The sequence below is a fragment of the Rathayibacter sp. AY1D1 genome, assembly GCF_002932635.1.
Classification (GTDB): Bacteria; Actinomycetota; Actinomycetes; order Actinomycetales; family Microbacteriaceae; genus Rathayibacter.
Genome location: NZ_PSVY01000007.1, coordinates 12,530 through 27,874 on the forward strand (window position 1 = coordinate 12,530; position 15,345 = coordinate 27,874).

Here is a 15,345-nt window from a genome sequence, read left to right on the forward strand (position 1 = left end):
GCGGGCCGCTACCCGCCTCCGCCTACTGCCGCGAGAACGCCTCCTGGTACAGCGCCGCGAGCTCGGGGGAGCTCTCGCCGCTGAGGCCGCAGGTCAGGATCGTGTCGCCGTCGGCCGCGACCAGGTAGTCGACCCCGGTCTCGAAGACGATGGGGGCCCCGTCCACCGCCGTCTCCCTGCCCTGGGTGACCGTGACGCCGTCGCCGACCTCGCCCGCGTAGCGCTCGAGCACGTGCAGGGTGACGGTGCTCCCGTCGATCGAGCGGACCTCGGCCCGGAACGCGAGCTGAGCAGGGGCCAGCGCGGCGGCCGTCACCGGCGAGCACGCGGCCATCGGCCCGCCCGTGCTCGGCAGGATCAGCGTCGAGGTGCTGCCCCCGCCCACGCCGAGCGCGAAGGGCAGCAGGAGGGAGGCGGCGGCCCCGGCGCTCAGCGCGCCGACTCCCACGATCAGCCAGGGGGAGCGGCGGCGGGAGTGCACCGTCCGCGTGCCCTCGCCCGTGGCGGCGGCGATCTGCTCGGCGAGCTCGTCGCGGTCGAGCGCGGGGAGGCTCCGTGCGGGGTCGACCGTGCGGAGGAGGCGGCGGACGTCCTCGTCGTCGGTTCCGGTCATCGGAGTCCCCCTTCGGGCGCGTGCGGGTCGGCGGAGTCGTAGAGCTCGGCGAAGCGGCGCCGCGCGCGATGGAGGCGGATCGAGACGGCGTTCGCCGTGACTCCGAGGACCGCGGCGATCCCGCGGACGTCGAGCTCCTCCCACGCCCAGAGGCGCAGCAGCTCGGCGTCCTGCTCGCGCATCCGGGCGAGCACGAGGCGCACGGTCTCCTCCGCGCCCGACGCCTCGCCCTCGTCGATCTGCACCTGGGGCGGATCGACGACCGCGATCCGCTGGGCGAGCATGACCTGGCGGCGCTGCATCCGCCGGGCGTTCTGCAGCTGGAGCCGGGCGACGCCGATCGCCCACGGCACCGGGTCGTCCTCGGGGACGTCGGCGCTGCGGCGCCAGAGCACCGAGAGCGTCGCGGCGAGCACGTCGTCGGCAGTGGCGGAGTCGGTGCGCCGCCAGAGGTAGCGGCGGACGGGATCGGCGACCGCGGCGGCGACCGCGGCGAACCGGTCGGGACCCGCGAGGGGAGCTGGCATGTGCCTCATGCTCCCTCCTGTCCGGGATCGGCGCACATCTTTCACCGGCGCGCCGGGCGGGACTCCGCGCTCTCCCAGCAGCGCGGGAGCGCGGGTCGTCGCTCAACGCCGCGAGGCGCCGACGAACTCCAGCCAGCCGGCCACGAACGGCTCGATGTCGTCCACCTCGTCCAACGCGAGAGCGTCCAGATCGACTCCGCGGCACTCCAGCGTGAGGACGTGCCCCCGCACCCAGGCGGCCGCGCGCACGGCCCCGGCTCCCTCCCAGACCTCGAAGGGCTCCGGAGCCCCGTCGACCGGGATCTCCGCGATCCGCGTGGGAGCGGGCAGCGCCTCCGGCTGCACGAACGAGACGGGCGCCTCCTCCCGGCAGCAGAGCAGCGCGACGTCGTGCCGCGGATCGCCGAGGGTCGTGCGGATCTCGACGGAGGGCCCCGGCCCGCCCGGGACCGCGTCGTCGGCGAGGAACGAGAGCCCCCGCGGGCCGCCCGTCAGCGTCCACTCCGCCAGCAGCCGCGGACCGCTCCAGCCCGAGACCGCCCAGAGCGGGAGGTCGCCGAACGACCCGCGGATCCGCGCGACCCGCTCGGCGAGGTGCGCGGAGAACTCCTCCTCGCCGAGACGCCGCGCTCCGTCCATGGCCCGATCGTAGGTCGGGTGCCGCGGCACGGCCAGACCCCTCGCTACTGTGAACGTCGACCCCCGCCTCCCTTCCCCGCCGAGGAGCCCCATGCCCATCTGGACCCTGCACGGAGACGGCCGCACCGTCGAGCCCGGCGCCGTCGTCGCCCCCGGCGAGCGGCTCGCCTGGCCTGCCACGATCGCCATCGGAATCCAGCACGTCGTCGCCATGTTCGGAGCGACGTTCCTCGTGCCCGTGCTCACCGGGTTCCCGGTCGCCACGACCCTGCTCTTCTCCGGAGTCGGGACGCTGCTGTTCCTCTTGATCACGCGCAACCGGCTCCCCAGCTACCTCGGCTCGAGCTTCGCGTTCATCGCGCCCGTCACCGCCGCGACCGCCGTCGGAGGGACGGGGTCGGCGCTCGCCGGAGTCGTCGCCGTGGGCCTCCTCCTGGCCGCCGTCGGCGTCCTCGTGCAGGTCGTCGGCCTCGGCTGGATCGACAGGCTGATGCCGCCGGTCGTCGCCGGCGCGATCGTGGCCCTGATCGGGTTCAACCTGGCTCCGACCGCGTACCTCAGCTTCAAGCAGGCACCGATCACCGGGACGATCACGCTCGCCGCGATCATCCTGTCGAGCGTGTTCCTCCGCGGCTTCCTCGGCCGCGTCTCGATCTTCCTCGGCGTGGTCATCGGCTACGTCGTCGCCCTGCTGCGGAACGAGATCGACTACTCCGCGGTCGGCGCGGCCGACTGGTTCGGGCTGCCGCCGTTCACCTTCCCCGACTTCGCCTCCGGATCCACGTGGTCGGGCATCGCGATGTTCCTGCCTGTCGTGCTCGTCCTCATCGCCGAGAACGTCGGACACGTCCGCGGCGTCGCGACGATGACCGACGCCTCCGCCAACGCCAGCACCGGCCGGGCCCTGATCGCGGACGGTGTGGCGACCACCCTCTCCGGCGCCTTCGGCGGCTCCGGCACCACGACCTACGGCGAGAACATCGGAGTGATGGCGGCCACCCGCGTGTACTCGACGGCCGCCTACTGGGTCGCCGGCGTCACCGCGATCCTGCTCAGCCTCTCGCCCAAGGTCGGCGCCGTCTTCAACTCGATCCCGGCCGGAGTCCTGGGCGGCGCCACCACCGCGCTCTACGGCCTGATCGGCGTGATCGGCATCAAGATCTGGATCGACAACCGCGTCGACTTCTCGCGCCCGGTCAACCAGTACACCGCCGCGGTCTCCCTCGTGATCGCGATCGCCGGCTTCTCGTTCTCCTCCGGCGGCTTCGAGCTCGGCGGCATCGTCCTCGGCGCCGGCGCCGCCCTCGTGATCTACCACCTGGGCAACGCCATCGCCCGCTGGCGCCGCACCGGCGCCGACGACGGCGGCCCCCTCCCCGCCATCGGCCAGCTCGGCGGCGACCCGCAGGACCGCTGACCACGGCCTGCTCCGGCCTGCCGCTCCCGAGACGCCGCCGTGCCGTCCGGACGCCGCCCTCCCGCGGACGTCCCGGCGCGCACGGCGGCGTCTCGGCACCCGACGGAGCCGTCCCGGCGCGCGCACCGCAGCACCGCCTCCGCTTACCACGTTCGGGGCAGTCCGCAACCCGGTGCGCTCCCAGGCGGCTCCCGCCTAACGTCGAGCGTGACGACCGCAGCAGCGGAACGCCGCACACCGAGTGAGACAGCAAGGAGCACCACCGTGCCGCAGATCATCGAGACCGTCGACGTCAACGTCCCCGTGTCCGTCGCCTACAACCAGTGGACCCAGTTCGAGGAGTTCCCGCGCTTCCTCGACGAGGTCGAGTCGATCCAGCAGGTCACCGACACCCTCACCGTCTGGAAGGTGAAGGTCGGCCCCGTCGAGCGCGAGTTCGAGGCGAACATCACCGAGCAGCACCCCGACGAGCGCGTCGCGTGGAACAGCACCGGCGGCGAGACCGACCATGCGGGCGTCGTCACCTTCCACAAGCTCTCCGACACCGAGACCCGCGTCACCGTGCAGCTCGACTGGGAGCCCAAGGGCTTCCTCGAGACGCTCGGCTCGCTCGTCGGCGCCGGCAGCCACGCCGTGAAGAAGGACCTGAACAACTTCAAGGAATACATCGAGAAGCAGGGCACCCCCGACGGTGCCTGGCGCGGCGACGTCGAGGCCTGAGCCGTGACCGACGCAGCCACCTCGTCCGAGGGCGAGAAGAAGGCGAACGGTCTCGGCGACGACGAGACCATCCCGCACTCCGAGGACGGGCTGGCGGTGGGGGTCTCCGGAGACTCGCACTTCAACCCCGAGGAGGACGCTCCCGAGGAGCCCTCCGAGAGCTGACGCTCTCCTCCGGGGAGCCCGACCGCTCTCCTCCGCGAGATGCCACTTGTGCACACGACACGCCGCGAGGCGTGCGCACAGGTGGCATCTCGCGGTTGAAGGCTCAGCGCCAGGCCCGGGTGTACTGCGGGGGCACCGGCAGGTCCGCGCCGAGCTCGTGCGCCATCCGCACCGGAGCGTTCGGGTCGCGCAGCAGCTCGCGGGCGAGCAGCACGACGTCGGCGTCGCCGTTCGCGACCACGCCCTCCGCCTGCTCCGCCGTGGTGATGAGTCCCACGGCGCCGACCAGCGCACCGGTCGCCTTCCTCAGGTCGCGCGCGAACGGCACCTGGTAGAGCGGCGCCACCGGGATGCTGGCGTGCACGAGTCCGCCGGTCGACACGTCGAAGAGGTCCACGCCCTCGGCGCGCGCCCACTCCGAGACGGTGATCGTCTCCTCCAGCGTCCAGCCGCCCTCGGCCCAGTCGGTCGCGGAGAAGCGGACGAGCAGAACGAGCTCCCCGATCTCGGCGCGGACCGCGCGGACGACCTCGAGCAGCAGGCGCGCCCGGTTCTCGAGCGAGCCGCCGTAGGAGTCCTCGCGCGTGTTCGAGAGCGGCGACAGGAACTGGTGGAGCAGGTACCCGTGCGCGGCGTGCAGCTCGATCACGTCGAAGCCGGCGTCCGCGGCGCGGCGGGCGGAGGCGCGGAACGCCTCGACGAGGCCGGGCAGCTCGTCCGCCGCCAGCTCGCGCGGCTCCGCGTAGCCCTCGAACGCGACGGCCGAGGGAGCGACGGTCGGCCAGCCGCCGTCCTCCAGCGGCACGGATCCGCGTCCGCTCCATTCGCGGTAGGTCGACGCCTTCCGGCCCGCGTGGGCGAGCTGCACGCCGGCGAGCGCGCCCTGCCCGTGCACGAAATCGACGATCGGAGCCCAGGCGTCGCGCTGCTCGTTGTTCCACAGCCCCGTGTCCCAGGGGCTGATCCGCCCCTCGGGGACGACGGCGGTGGCCTCCGCGATGACGACGCCCGATCCGCCGCGCGCGAGCCCGCCGAGGTGCACGAGGTGCCACGAGGTGGGCACGCCGTCCTGCGCCTCCACCGAGTACTGGCACATCGGTGCCGCCCAGAGGCGGTTGCGCGCGGTCCTCGAGCGGAGCGTCAGCGGCTGGAACAAGGCGGTGTCGGTCATGTCTCTCCTGTCGTGCTTCTCCGCGGAACGCCGCTTCGGTAGGCGATACGCCGGTGAGGGCGCACGCCGGCGGCATCTCGCGGAGGGGGTCACGTGCTCCAACCGGGAGGAGAGCCCGGCTATGCCCGGATCAGCGCGGCCAGGTCGCCCCGGGCGCGTCCTGCCAGACGGTGCTCGGCGGAGCGAGCGACTCCAGCTCCTCGAACAGCGCGTCGGGGATCTCGAGCGCGTCGTCGGCCACGAAGGAGTCGTAGTGCTCGGCGGAGGTGGCGCCGACGACCGTCGTCGTCACGCGGGGGTCGCGCGTCGAGAACTGCAGCGCGGCGGCGGCGAGCGGCACGCCCGCCCGCTCGCAGGCCGCTCCCATCGCCGCGACGGCGTCGACGATCTCGCGCGGCGCCGGCCGGTAGGCGTAGGAGGCGACCGGCTCAGGCCAGCGCGCGAGGGCGCCTCCGCCGTAGACCGCCGCGTTGACCACGATCACGCCGCGGTCGACGGACGCGTCGATCAGCTCCTCGGAGGAGCGGTCGACGAGCGTGAAGCGGTTGTGGGTGATCACGGCGTCGAACAGGCCGGTGTCGACGTAGTGGCGCAGCATCGGCGCGGGTCCGCCCGAGATCCCGATCGAGAGGGCGACGCCCGCCTCCTTCATCGCGACGAGCGCGCGGACCGGGCCGTCCTCGGCGAAGGCCTCGTCGTACGAGATGCGCTCCGGGTCGTGCAGGTAGAGCAGGGGGAGGACGTCCATCCCGAGGCGCTCGCGGCTCTCGTCGAGGCTACGGCGCATCCGCTCGGCCGAGTAGCTGCCGGTGCTCGGGTCGCGGTCGAGCTTGGTGACCACGGTGATCCCCTCGGGGACGCCGCCGCGGGCCTGCAGGGCCTCGCCGATCAGGCGCTCGCTGTGGCCGCCGGCGTACTCGTTGGACGTGTCGACGACGGAGACGGCGCGGGTGGCGGCGTCGGAGTCGAGGACGCGCTCGAGGGCCGGCACCCGGTCGAGGTCGGCGACGCGCTCGGGGCGCCAGGAGGTGCCGAGGGTCAGCCGGGTGACGGTGGCGCCGGACGGGCCGAAGGGCCGGAGGCGGGAGGACTGCGGAGTCATCCGCTCAGCCTGGCAGCGCCGGGGTCCTCCCCGCATCCCGCGGAGGATGAACGGTCAGTGGACGAGAGTGCTCAACCCGACGACGCGGAAGCCCAGGAGCGTCGTCGGGAGCGTCCCGGCGGAGAGGTGGGCGATCCGGAAGACGGCGATGGAGCGGAGCGGCGCGGCCGCCTCCGAGGTCGACGAGGTGTCGCGCTCGACGGGATCCCTCCGCGGGGCCTTCCGCGGGGCGCGATGACCGGGCGGCGGACCGGCCCGAGGCCGCCCTCACGGCGGGACGCGGGCCGATGGTGCGGCCTAGGCTCGGCGCGTGACCGTCGATACCGCCGCCGCCGACTCCTCCGCCCGCTCCGCCGTGCTCGACGCTCTCGCCACTCCGGCGCTGGTGCTCGACGAGGCGGTGCTCGACCGCGACATCGCCGCCGTCGCCGCGGCTGCCCGCGAGCGGGGTCTGGCGCTCCGCCCCCACGCGAAGACCCACAAGTCGCTCGAGATCGCCCGGCGCCAGCTCGCCGCGGGGGCCGTCGGGCTCACCGTCGCGACCGTCTCGGAGGCCGAGGTCTTCGCCGCGGGAGGGATCCGCGACCTCTTCATCGCCTACCCGCTCTGGCTCGACGCCGAGCGCGCCGGGCGGCTCCGCCATGTCCTCGCGAGCGCCCGTGTGCGGGTCGGCGTCGACTCGGCGGAGTCGGCCGAGCGCCTGGCCGCGGCCCTGCCCGAGCGCGAGGGGCTCGAGGTCGTCGTCGAGATCGACTCCGGCCACCACCGCAGCGGCGTGCTCCCCGCCGAAGCCGGCGCGATCGCCGCGGCCGCCGTCTCGGCCGGGCTCGACGTCGCCGGCGTCTTCACCTTCCCCGGCCACAGCTACGCGGCCGGAAACGGAGCGGCGGCCGCCCGCGACGAGGCGCGCGCGCTCGCCGAGTCGGTCGCGTCGCTCGCGGCGTCCGGAGTCGAGGCCCGCGTGGTCAGCGGAGGCTCGACCCCGTCGGCCGCGTTCGCCGACTCCTCGGTGCTCACGGAGCTGCGCCCCGGGGTCTCGGCCCTCGGCGACGCCCAGCAGTGGGAGATCGGCACGATGACGCCCGAGGACATCGCCGTCACCGTCCTCGCCACGATCGTGTCCCGCCGCGGCGACCACCTGATCGCCGACGCGGGCAGCAAGGTGCTCTCCTCCGATCGTGGCGCGGCCTCGAGCGGCTTCGGCCGCCTCCCGGAGCACCCGGAGGCGCGCATCCCGGTGCTCTCGGAGCACCATGCGACGATCACCGGTGTCGACCTGCCCGTGGGGACGCGGGTGCGGATCGCGCCGAACCACGTCTGCGTCGCGGTGAACCTGGCCGACGAGTACCGCGTCCTCCTCCGCGACGGCGGCGGCGCCGTCTGGCCCGTCGACGCCCGCGGGCGGAACAGCTAGGCGATCCGCGAGCGCGGGATCCGCAGGCCGAGCAGCGCGCTCGCCGCCAGCAGCACGAAGGCGGAGGCGAAGGCCGCGGTCGGCGATGCGGCGTCGGCGAGAGCGCCTGCGAGCAGCGGCCCGATCACGCCGCCCAGGTCGGACGCGGCCTGGAACACCGAGACCGGCTTGCCGCCGCGCTCGCCCGCGGCGTCACCGACCAGCGCACCCGGGGCCGTGCCCATGAAGGCGGCCGCCGCTCCGTAGACGCAGAGCAGCACGACGAGCAGCCACAGCTCCGAGACGAACGGCATCGCCAGCATCGCCACCGCCGCGACGGAGAATCCGCCGATCAGCGCCGGGCGCCGACCGACCGTGTCGACGAAGCGGCCGGCGGGCGCTAGCGCGATCGTCTGCACCACCGCGGCGATCGCGAACGCGATGCCGGTCCAGGCGGGCTGCCCGCCGAGCCCCTCGACGACGAGCACGGGGACGAGCGTCGCGCGGACTCCCATCGCCGACCAGCCGAGGGCGAAGTTCGCCAGCACCGCGCTCTGGTACCGGCGGTCGCGGGCGACCTCGCGCAGGGGCTTCGTCCTCGCCGCGGCGGACGGTGCCGCGTCGCGCTCCGGCCGCTGCAGCAGGATCAGCCCGACGAGCCCCGCGATCGCGAGCGTGCCGGCGTAGAAGAAGAAGGGGGCGGTGAGCGAGATCGCCGTGAGCACGCCGCCCACCGCGGGGCCCGCCATGCCGCCGAGCAGGAAACCGCCCTGGTAGAAGCCGATCGAGCGGCCGCGCCGCTCCGGGCTCGCGGTGCGCAGGAGGAGCGTCATCGCCGCGACGGAGAACATCGCGGAGCCGATGCCGCCGACTCCGCGCAGCAGGAGGAGGTGCGGGTAGTCGGAGGCGAAGCCGACCAGCGCCGAGGAGAGCGCGACGATGCCGATGCCGACGGCGAGCACGACCCGCTCGCCGAACCGGTCGACGAGCGGCCCCACGAACGGATTCGCGACCAGCCGCATCAGCGCGAACGCCGAGACGACCGCGCCGACCGCCGTGTAGTCGACGCCGAAGCTGCGCACGTAGGTCGGCAGCACCGGCACGACGACGCCGAACCCCAGCATCACGAAGAAGGCGACGACCCCCAGCACGAGCACGTCCCGCGGCAGTCGCTCGCTGTCTCGGGAACGCCACGGGAATCGCACCTGTCGACGCTACCCCTTCTCGAGGGCCCGGCCCGCGCCTCGATGTGTCGAGTTCGCGCCGACCGTCCGACACCCTCTCCGCGATGGATACGGTCCCAGGACCCGATGGATCTGCCGGCGAATGAGGAGACGTCATGAAGAGTTCTCTGTGGTTCGGGTCCGGTCTCGCTGTCGTCGCGCTGGCGCTGACGTCGGTCCTCGGGGCGCAGGTGGCCTCGGCCGCTCCGATTCAGCCGAACAAGAACTGCGAGGACGAGTTTCAAGGGGAGTGCGTGAAGTGGTACACCGGCGTCTCGACCTGCGATCACATCGTCGAGACCAGTGCCCCGGAATATCGCGAGAAGGCCTGCGCGGTCTGGGTCACGACGGGGACGATGCGCATCGAGCGATGAACGATGGTGGACCGCACGACCGCCTCATCGGCGGTACTCGTATCCGTGCTGCTCCTCGTGGGCTGCACCGAGCCGGGAGGCGATCAGGAGGCCGCTCCCTGTGTCCCGCTCGAGCGCACGTGGAACGACTACGCGCCGGAACTCGATCCCGTTCTGCGTCCACCGTTTCGCGAAGCCCTCGAGGGCTTCGACGAGAGCTCCTCGAACTCGATCGCGTCCGACGCTGCTCGTCTCGCCACGAGCAATCTGCTCTCCGCGATCTCCGGGGATCGACGAGCGAGCGAGTACTTCTGGAACGCCATGGACCTGATCGGCCGTGAGTGCGCCGAGGCGGGAGTCCCGCTGTCGTTCGACCACCACGGCGAGCAGCTGACGACGGGGAGCAGCGCCGACCACGGGCGCCCGCCCTGGGTCGTCGATCCGCCGCCTCAGTCGGAGAGCGGCACGATCGAGCCGACGATCCCGGAGTAGCTCACGTAGTAGAGGACGCCGTCGCGGTGGAGGACGCCGCGGCCGGGGTAGCTCTCGTCCGGTCCGTCGGGCCCGTCGAGGAAGCCCGGAGCCGCGGTGTCGTCGGCGGTGAACCCATCCGCGAGGAGCGCGGCGCTCCGATCCGGCCACTCCGCGTCCGGGACCGCCAGCTGCCCGACCACGACCGACACGTCGCCCTGGCCGCTCCACCGGCAGAGCACCCCGTCCTCGGCGATCTCCTGCACGACGGGGTAGTCGACGTCGTAGACCGTCGCCTCGGGCGAGAGGGCGAGGCCGTCCTCGGCGAGCGACGCCTCCTCCTCGGCCGTGAGCAGGTCCTCGCAGGGGAGCAGGGCGGTGGCCGGGGTCGCGGTGGGCAGCGGAGTCGCGCTGCCGGCGCTCGCGGTCGGCACGGCACTGCTCGGCGTCGGAGCGCTCGAGATCAGCGGTGGAGCTGTCGTCGGGGCCGTCCCCCCGTCGGCGCTTCCCGTGCAGCCGCTCAGCGCGAGCAGCCCCGCCGCGCAGGCGAGCAGCGCACCGGCGCCCCTCGCGGTCGTCGTCCGGATCATCGCGAGCCCCCTCGTCCGCGGCGGCCGCATCGCCGCCCCCTCGATCCTCTCCTCCGCCCTCGCCGGCTGTCCACCGCCCCCGGCCGGCGCAGAGGCGACTACCGCTTCGGCCCCGCGCCGATCGCCCAGACCCGCGGCGGCACGGTGCCGTTGACCGCGTGGTCGCCGACGATCCGCGCCTTGAACACCCACGGATTGTGGCTCGCTGCCGTGCGCGCGTTGCGCCAGTGCCGGTCGAGGTTCTTGCGGGTGCTCACCCCGGAGGCGCCCAGCGCGTCGAAGAGGTCGGAGGTCGCCCGGGTGGCCAGTTGCGTCAGGACGATCTGGGCCTGCGCCGTCTCGAGCTCGGCGAGGTCGTTCTGCCGCTCGTCCTCGAGCGGGTCGCCGTCGAGGGCCGCGTCGTGCGCCCGCTGCAGCGCGACCGCCGCGCGCTCCACGATCGCCGCTCCCGCATAGGCGGCGGCCGAGACCTGCCCCACCACCTGCAGGATCTGCGGATCCGCCGCGAACGACTCGGCGTTCCCGTGCGAGAAGATCCGCGTCCGCGCCCGCACCTCGGCTGCGATCTCGCGCTCGGCCCCCGCGATCGAGCCCGCCAGCACGGCCAGCAGCACCGCCTGGTAGAACGCGGTCTGGTAGCGGAACCGGGTCTCGAAGTCGATCACGTCCTCGGCCGCGACCACCGCCTCCGTGAAGGTGCTCGTCCCCGAGCCGGTGGTGCGCTGGCCGAAGCCGTCCCAGTCGTCGGCGTGCTCGACGCCCGCCTGGCGAGCGTCGACGATCGCGATCACCTTCTGCCCGGTGTCGGTGCGCTGGGCGAAGGTGTCGATCCAGTCGGCGAAGACGCTGCCGGTGGAGTAGTACTTCGCGCCGGTCACCGTGAACCGCGTCGGGTCGCCCTCGACCGGAGCGACCTTCGTCTGCACGTCGCCGATCGCGACCGTGCCGACCTCGGTCCAGGCGTTGCCGCCGAGCTCGCCGTCGGCGAAGCGCCGGAGCCAGCGCTCGCGGGTCCCGTCGGTCGCGAGCAGCCGGTCCTCGACCAGGGCGAAGTGGCCGCGGAGCGCCTGGGGCAGGTTGGAGTCGGCGGCGGCCAGCTCCGTCAGCAGGCGGAACAGCTGGGGGAGGCTCGCGCCGGCCCCGCCGGACTCCAGCGGCACGCGCACCGCGCCGAACCCGGCGTCCGCCAGCGCTCGGATCTGCGCGACCGGCAGCTCGCGTGCGCTCTCCCGCGCCGCCGCTCCCGCCGCGATCTCGGCGAACAGCGGCCGGAACCGCCCCGCCAGCTCCTCGTAGTCCACCTCGGGCACGGCCCGCACGTCGGTCGCGGTCATCGTCGGCTCCTGTTCCGCTGCGCCCACCCCGGGCGGCTCGTGCTCGACGGTAGGGGAGGAGCCCGGTCCGCGGTCCGCCCGTGACGCCCGGTGTCCCTCCGTGACGCCCGGTGTCCCTCCGTGACCTCCGGTGTCCCTCCGTGACGCCCGGATCGGGGAATGCCTCGCCCCCGGGGCTGTTGGCCCAGGGGATGTCCTCCACCACTCCCGTCCCCCCGTCCGACCCCCGCAGCGCCCTCGTCGTCGGTGCGACGGGCATCGGCGGCTCCGCCCTCGTCGACCTGCTCACCGAGCAGGGGTGGCCGGTGACCGCCCTCTCGCGCCGCCCGATCGACGCGCTCCCCGGCGTCACTCCGCTCGCCGCCGACCTGCGCTCCGCCGAGGACCTGGCCCGCGTTCTCGCCGACCAGCGCCCCACGCACGTCTTCTTCACCGCCTGGTCGCGCCAGGCGACGGAGGAGGAGAACATCGCGGTCAACGGCGGCATGGTCCGCGACCTCCTCGCCGCGCTCGCGCACGCTCCCGTCGAGCACGTCGCGCTGGTGACCGGCCTCAAGCACTACCTCGGCCCGTTCGAGGCGTACGGGCAGGGCGCGATGCCCGACACCCCGTTCCACGAGGAGGAGGAGCGCCTCGACGCCCCGAACTTCTACTACGCGCAGGAGGACGAGCTCTTCGCCGCGGCCGGGCGCGCCGGGTTCACCTGGTCGGTGCACCGCTCGCACACGGTCATCGGGCACGCCGTCGGCAACGCGATGAACATGGGGCTGACCCTCGCGGTCGCGGCGTCGATCCACCGTGCCGAGGGCACCCCGTTCGTGTTCCCCGGCTCGCTCACGCAGTGGAACGGACTCACCGACATGACCGACGCGACGATCCTCGCCGAGCAGATGCTCTGGGCGTCGACGTCGGAGGCGGGCCGCGACCAGGCCTTCAACGTGGTCAACGGCGACGTCTTCCGCTGGCGCTGGATGTGGACCCGGATCGCGGAGCACTTCGGCGTCGAGCCGGTCGGCCCGGGGGAGGAGCCGCAGCCGCTCGAGCAGCAGATGGCCGATGCCGAGCCCGTCTGGCGGCGCCTCGTCGACGAGCACGGGCTGATCGAGCCCGACCTCTCCCGCGTCGCCTCCTGGTGGCACACCGACGCCGACCTCGGCCGGAACCTCGAGGTCGTCACCGACATCGGCAAGTCCCGCCTCGCCGGCTTCACGGCGTTCCACCGGACGGTCGACTCGTTCACGGCGCTCTTCGACCGCTACCGCGCGGAGCGCCTGATCCCCTAGCCCGCCGGCCCTCATCCGTCGCCGCTCCGTCGTCCGCCGGACACCCCGTCGACACCCCTCGTCTCCCCGCCGTGCCTAGCGTCACGGCATGGCGGCGAGCGGATGATCGAGCGGGTGGACCCGTTCCTGGGCACGGAGGCGACCGCGCTCCCGGAGCCGACCGGGGTCGCAGCGACGTGGTGGTCGCCGAAGCCGCAGATCGGCAACACGCACCCCGGAGCCACCTACCCCCTCGGCATGGTGTCCGCGTGCTCCTACTCCGGCGCCTATCCGACGGGCTACGGCCGCTACGACCTCGCGCTCGAGGGGGTCCCGCCGACGCTCCACGACGGCCTCGAGGCGAGCGGATTCACCCACTTCCAGCAGTCGGGCACCGGCGCGATCCGCAAGTACTACAACTACCTGCGGGTCACGCCGATGCTCGAGCCGCTCGACGAGCTCGGGCGCAGCTGGGCCCTCGAGGACGAGGTGGCGGAGCCCGGCTACTACGCGGCGACCCTCTCCTCCGGCGTGCGGGCCGAGCTCACCGTCGGGCCCGCCTCCGTGGTGCACCGCTACACCTTCCCCGAGCACCGCAGCGCACGCGTGGTGGTCGACCTCTCCCTCGGGGGTCTGGCGATCCCGAGCGGAGCGACGGTGCCGCTGCGCGCGCAGCTGCACTCGATCTCGCCCGGAGTCGCGGCCGGCGAGGTCGTGATGGAGGGGGCGCCGCTCGCGGTGCACCTGGAGTGCGACGCCCTGCAGTGGCGGCAGATGCTCTGGTACGACCGCCGGCTGATGCCCGGCGGGACCCGGCTCGACTTCGACCACATCCGTCCCACCACGCTGCGCCCCTTCGGGCTGATGTGGGCGGGACCCAGCACGGCCGGGCAGACCGTCGAGCTCCGGATGGGCTTCTCGCTGCGGGGCACCGACCGCGCCCGCGAGAACCTGCATCGCGACGTCCCTCCTGCGGGCACCGGGTTCGACCAGCGCCGTGATCGCACCCGCAAGACGTGGCGGAAGCGCCTGCGCACGATCGCCGTCGACACCCCGTCCGCCGAGCGCGAGACGGTCTTCTCGACCGCGCTCTACCACTCGCTGATCAAGCCGTGCCTCGCTCCCTCCGAGAGCCCGTTCTGGCCGACGGACGGACCCTTCGTCTTCGACATCAGCACGATGTGGGACATCTACCGCACTCAGCTCCCGCTGCTCACGATGCTGCTGCCCGAGCGGGCGGTCGAGATCGCGGCTGCGCTCCTCACCATCTGCGAGGAGGAGGGCAACTTCCCGATCGGCTACCGGATGGCCAAGGGCAGCGACCGGTTCTCGCGCCAGGGCAGTGCCCTCGCGCACACCTTCCTCGCCGACCTCTGCCGGCTGGGGCTGCCCGGGGTCGACTGGGACGCCGCTCTCGTGCACATGAGCGAGGACCTCAAGCGGATGTACGGCGAGGAGTTCCTCGCCGCGGGGGAGGCTCACCCGATCAGCCACACGCTCGACCTGGCGCACGGCTACTGGTGCACAGCGGTCGTGGCCCGCCACGTCGGCGATCTCGAGCTCGCCGAGCAGCTCGAGGAGCGCGCCGCGCAGTGGGTGAACGCGTTCGACCTCCGCTCCGGCCTGCTCAAGGACTCGACGTACTACGAGGGCACCCGCCACAACTACTCGTTCCGCCTGCTGCACGACATGGCCGGGCGCATCGCCCTCAGCGGAGGGGACGAGGGCTTCGTCGCCCAGCTGGACGAGTTCTTCGGCTACGGAGCCGAGCCGGTCGTCCAGCCCGGGCTGCGCCCCGAGCGGAGCGAGATGCTCGCGGGAGCCGAGCTCGGACGCTTCGAGGGGCTCAACAACGAGCCCGACATGGACTCGCCGTGGGCGTACCACTACGCGGGACGGCCCGACCGGACCGCCGAGATCGTGCACGGCGTGCTGCACCAGCGGTTCGGAGCGGGCCGGGGAGGCCTGCCGGGGAACGACGACTCCGGCGGCCTCAGCTCCTGGTACGTGTGGGCGAGCCTCGGGCTGTTCCCCGTCGCCGGGCAGGGCCTGGTGCTGGTCAACGCGCCGAGCTTCGCGCGCGCGTCGGTGGCGATCGGAGGGGCCGACCTCGAGATCCGGACCACCGGCTTCGTCGAGCCCGAGCCGGGCGGGCCGGTCCAGTACGTGCAGTCGGCCGAGTTCGACGGCGCGCCCCTCCTGACGAGCGTCCTGACCGCGGCCGCCCTCCATCGCGGCGGCGAGCTGCTCCTGCACCTCGGTCCGGAGCCCTCCGACTGGGGGACCCTGCCCGAGCATCGGCCGCCCTCGTGGCCGGCGCGCCGGCACTGACCCCCGCTCGCCGTCACCCCCGCCACCACCGACC

16 protein-coding genes are annotated in these 15,345 nt (G+C 73.4%); 8 read left to right on the plus strand and 8 right to left on the minus strand.

Annotation, left to right across the window (positions count from 1 at the left end; genetic code table 11):
- Window positions 1-22: 22 nt before the first annotated feature.
- From C5C56_RS06865 to C5C56_RS06875, 3 genes are all read right to left on the minus strand, one after another.
- Window positions 23-613, minus strand: a complete 591-nt coding sequence (locus C5C56_RS06865; RefSeq protein ID WP_104237812.1) for a hypothetical protein — start codon at window positions 611-613, stop codon at window positions 23-25.
- Window positions 610-1,140, minus strand: a complete 531-nt coding sequence (locus tag C5C56_RS06870) for an RNA polymerase sigma factor (RefSeq protein WP_181067978.1) — start codon at window positions 1,138-1,140, stop codon at window positions 610-612. The genes C5C56_RS06865 and C5C56_RS06870 overlap by 4 nt, the downstream gene beginning before the upstream one ends.
- 102 nt (window positions 1,141-1,242) lie before the next feature.
- Window positions 1,243-1,779, minus strand: coding sequence for a hypothetical protein (locus tag C5C56_RS06875; protein ID WP_104246989.1), 537 nt, complete (start codon window positions 1,777-1,779; stop codon window positions 1,243-1,245).
- A 91-nt stretch (window positions 1,780-1,870) separates the two neighbouring features.
- On the opposite strand from C5C56_RS06875, the gene C5C56_RS06880 reads away from it, so the two are divergent.
- The 3 genes from C5C56_RS06880 (at window position 1,871) to C5C56_RS17775 (ending at window position 4,081) form a co-directional block, all read left to right on the plus strand.
- Window positions 1,871-3,196 (plus strand): uracil-xanthine permease family protein, encoded by a 1,326-nt coding sequence (locus C5C56_RS06880; protein WP_104225956.1) that lies wholly within the window; start codon window positions 1,871-1,873, stop codon window positions 3,194-3,196.
- Window positions 3,197-3,460: 264 nt separating this feature from the next.
- The gene (locus C5C56_RS06885; protein ID WP_104224157.1) at window positions 3,461-3,916 is read left to right on the plus strand and encodes an SRPBCC family protein; all 456 of its coding nucleotides are present in this window, start codon (window positions 3,461-3,463) and stop codon (window positions 3,914-3,916) included.
- 3 nt (window positions 3,917-3,919) lie between these two features.
- A complete protein-coding gene (locus C5C56_RS17775; RefSeq protein WP_167299017.1) occupies window positions 3,920-4,081 on the plus strand; it encodes a hypothetical protein in 162 nt (53 codons plus the stop codon).
- Between the two features lie 103 nt (window positions 4,082-4,184).
- Here the strand turns inward: C5C56_RS17775 and C5C56_RS06890 are convergent, their stop codons facing one another.
- A complete protein-coding gene (locus C5C56_RS06890) occupies window positions 4,185-5,252 on the minus strand; it encodes an NADH:flavin oxidoreductase/NADH oxidase (protein WP_104319288.1) in 1,068 nt (355 codons plus the stop codon).
- A gap of 130 nt (window positions 5,253-5,382) precedes the next feature.
- The gene (locus C5C56_RS06895; protein WP_181072875.1) at window positions 5,383-6,354 is read right to left on the minus strand and encodes an aldo/keto reductase; all 972 of its coding nucleotides are present in this window, start codon (window positions 6,352-6,354) and stop codon (window positions 5,383-5,385) included.
- A 310-nt stretch (window positions 6,355-6,664) separates the two neighbouring features.
- On the opposite strand from C5C56_RS06895, the gene C5C56_RS06900 reads away from it, so the two are divergent.
- Complete coding sequence (locus tag C5C56_RS06900) at window positions 6,665-7,768, plus strand: alanine racemase (protein WP_258061247.1); 1,104 nt, start codon at window positions 6,665-6,667, stop codon at window positions 7,766-7,768.
- Here the strand turns inward: C5C56_RS06900 and C5C56_RS06905 are convergent.
- Entirely contained in the window at window positions 7,765-8,952 is a 1,188-nt protein-coding gene (locus C5C56_RS06905; RefSeq protein ID WP_244229579.1) for an MFS transporter, read from the minus strand. The genes C5C56_RS06900 and C5C56_RS06905 overlap by 4 nt on opposite strands.
- 134 nt (window positions 8,953-9,086) lie before the next feature.
- Between C5C56_RS06905 and C5C56_RS06910 the strand changes: the two genes are divergently transcribed.
- Both C5C56_RS06910 and C5C56_RS06915 read left to right on the plus strand, forming a co-directional pair.
- Window positions 9,087-9,344: a hypothetical protein gene (locus C5C56_RS06910; RefSeq protein ID WP_104319289.1), complete on the plus strand. Its 258-nt coding sequence runs from the start codon at window positions 9,087-9,089 to the stop codon at window positions 9,342-9,344.
- A gap of 3 nt (window positions 9,345-9,347) precedes the next feature.
- On the plus strand, window positions 9,348-9,815 hold the full coding sequence (locus tag C5C56_RS06915; protein WP_104272816.1) for a hypothetical protein: 468 nt from the start codon (window positions 9,348-9,350) through the stop codon (window positions 9,813-9,815).
- On the opposite strand, the gene C5C56_RS06920 is transcribed toward C5C56_RS06915, so the two are convergent.
- Window positions 9,773-10,384: a hypothetical protein gene (locus C5C56_RS06920; protein ID WP_146086458.1), complete on the minus strand. Its 612-nt coding sequence runs from the start codon at window positions 10,382-10,384 to the stop codon at window positions 9,773-9,775. The two genes, C5C56_RS06915 and C5C56_RS06920, sit on opposite strands and share 43 nt — an antisense overlap.
- Before the next feature lie 98 nt (window positions 10,385-10,482).
- Window positions 10,483-11,718, minus strand: a complete 1,236-nt coding sequence (locus C5C56_RS06930; protein ID WP_104319291.1) for an acyl-CoA dehydrogenase family protein — start codon at window positions 11,716-11,718, stop codon at window positions 10,483-10,485.
- 191 nt (window positions 11,719-11,909) lie between these two features.
- Here C5C56_RS06930 and C5C56_RS06935 point away from each other — a divergent pair, with 191 nt between their 5' ends.
- Both C5C56_RS06935 and C5C56_RS06940 read left to right on the plus strand, forming a co-directional pair.
- Window positions 11,910-13,001: an SDR family oxidoreductase gene (locus tag C5C56_RS06935; protein ID WP_104319292.1), complete on the plus strand. Its 1,092-nt coding sequence runs from the start codon at window positions 11,910-11,912 to the stop codon at window positions 12,999-13,001.
- A 114-nt stretch (window positions 13,002-13,115) separates the two neighbouring features.
- Entirely contained in the window at window positions 13,116-15,311 is a 2,196-nt protein-coding gene (locus C5C56_RS06940; protein WP_258063184.1) for a glycoside hydrolase domain-containing protein, read from the plus strand.
- Window positions 15,312-15,345 lie beyond the last annotated feature (34 nt).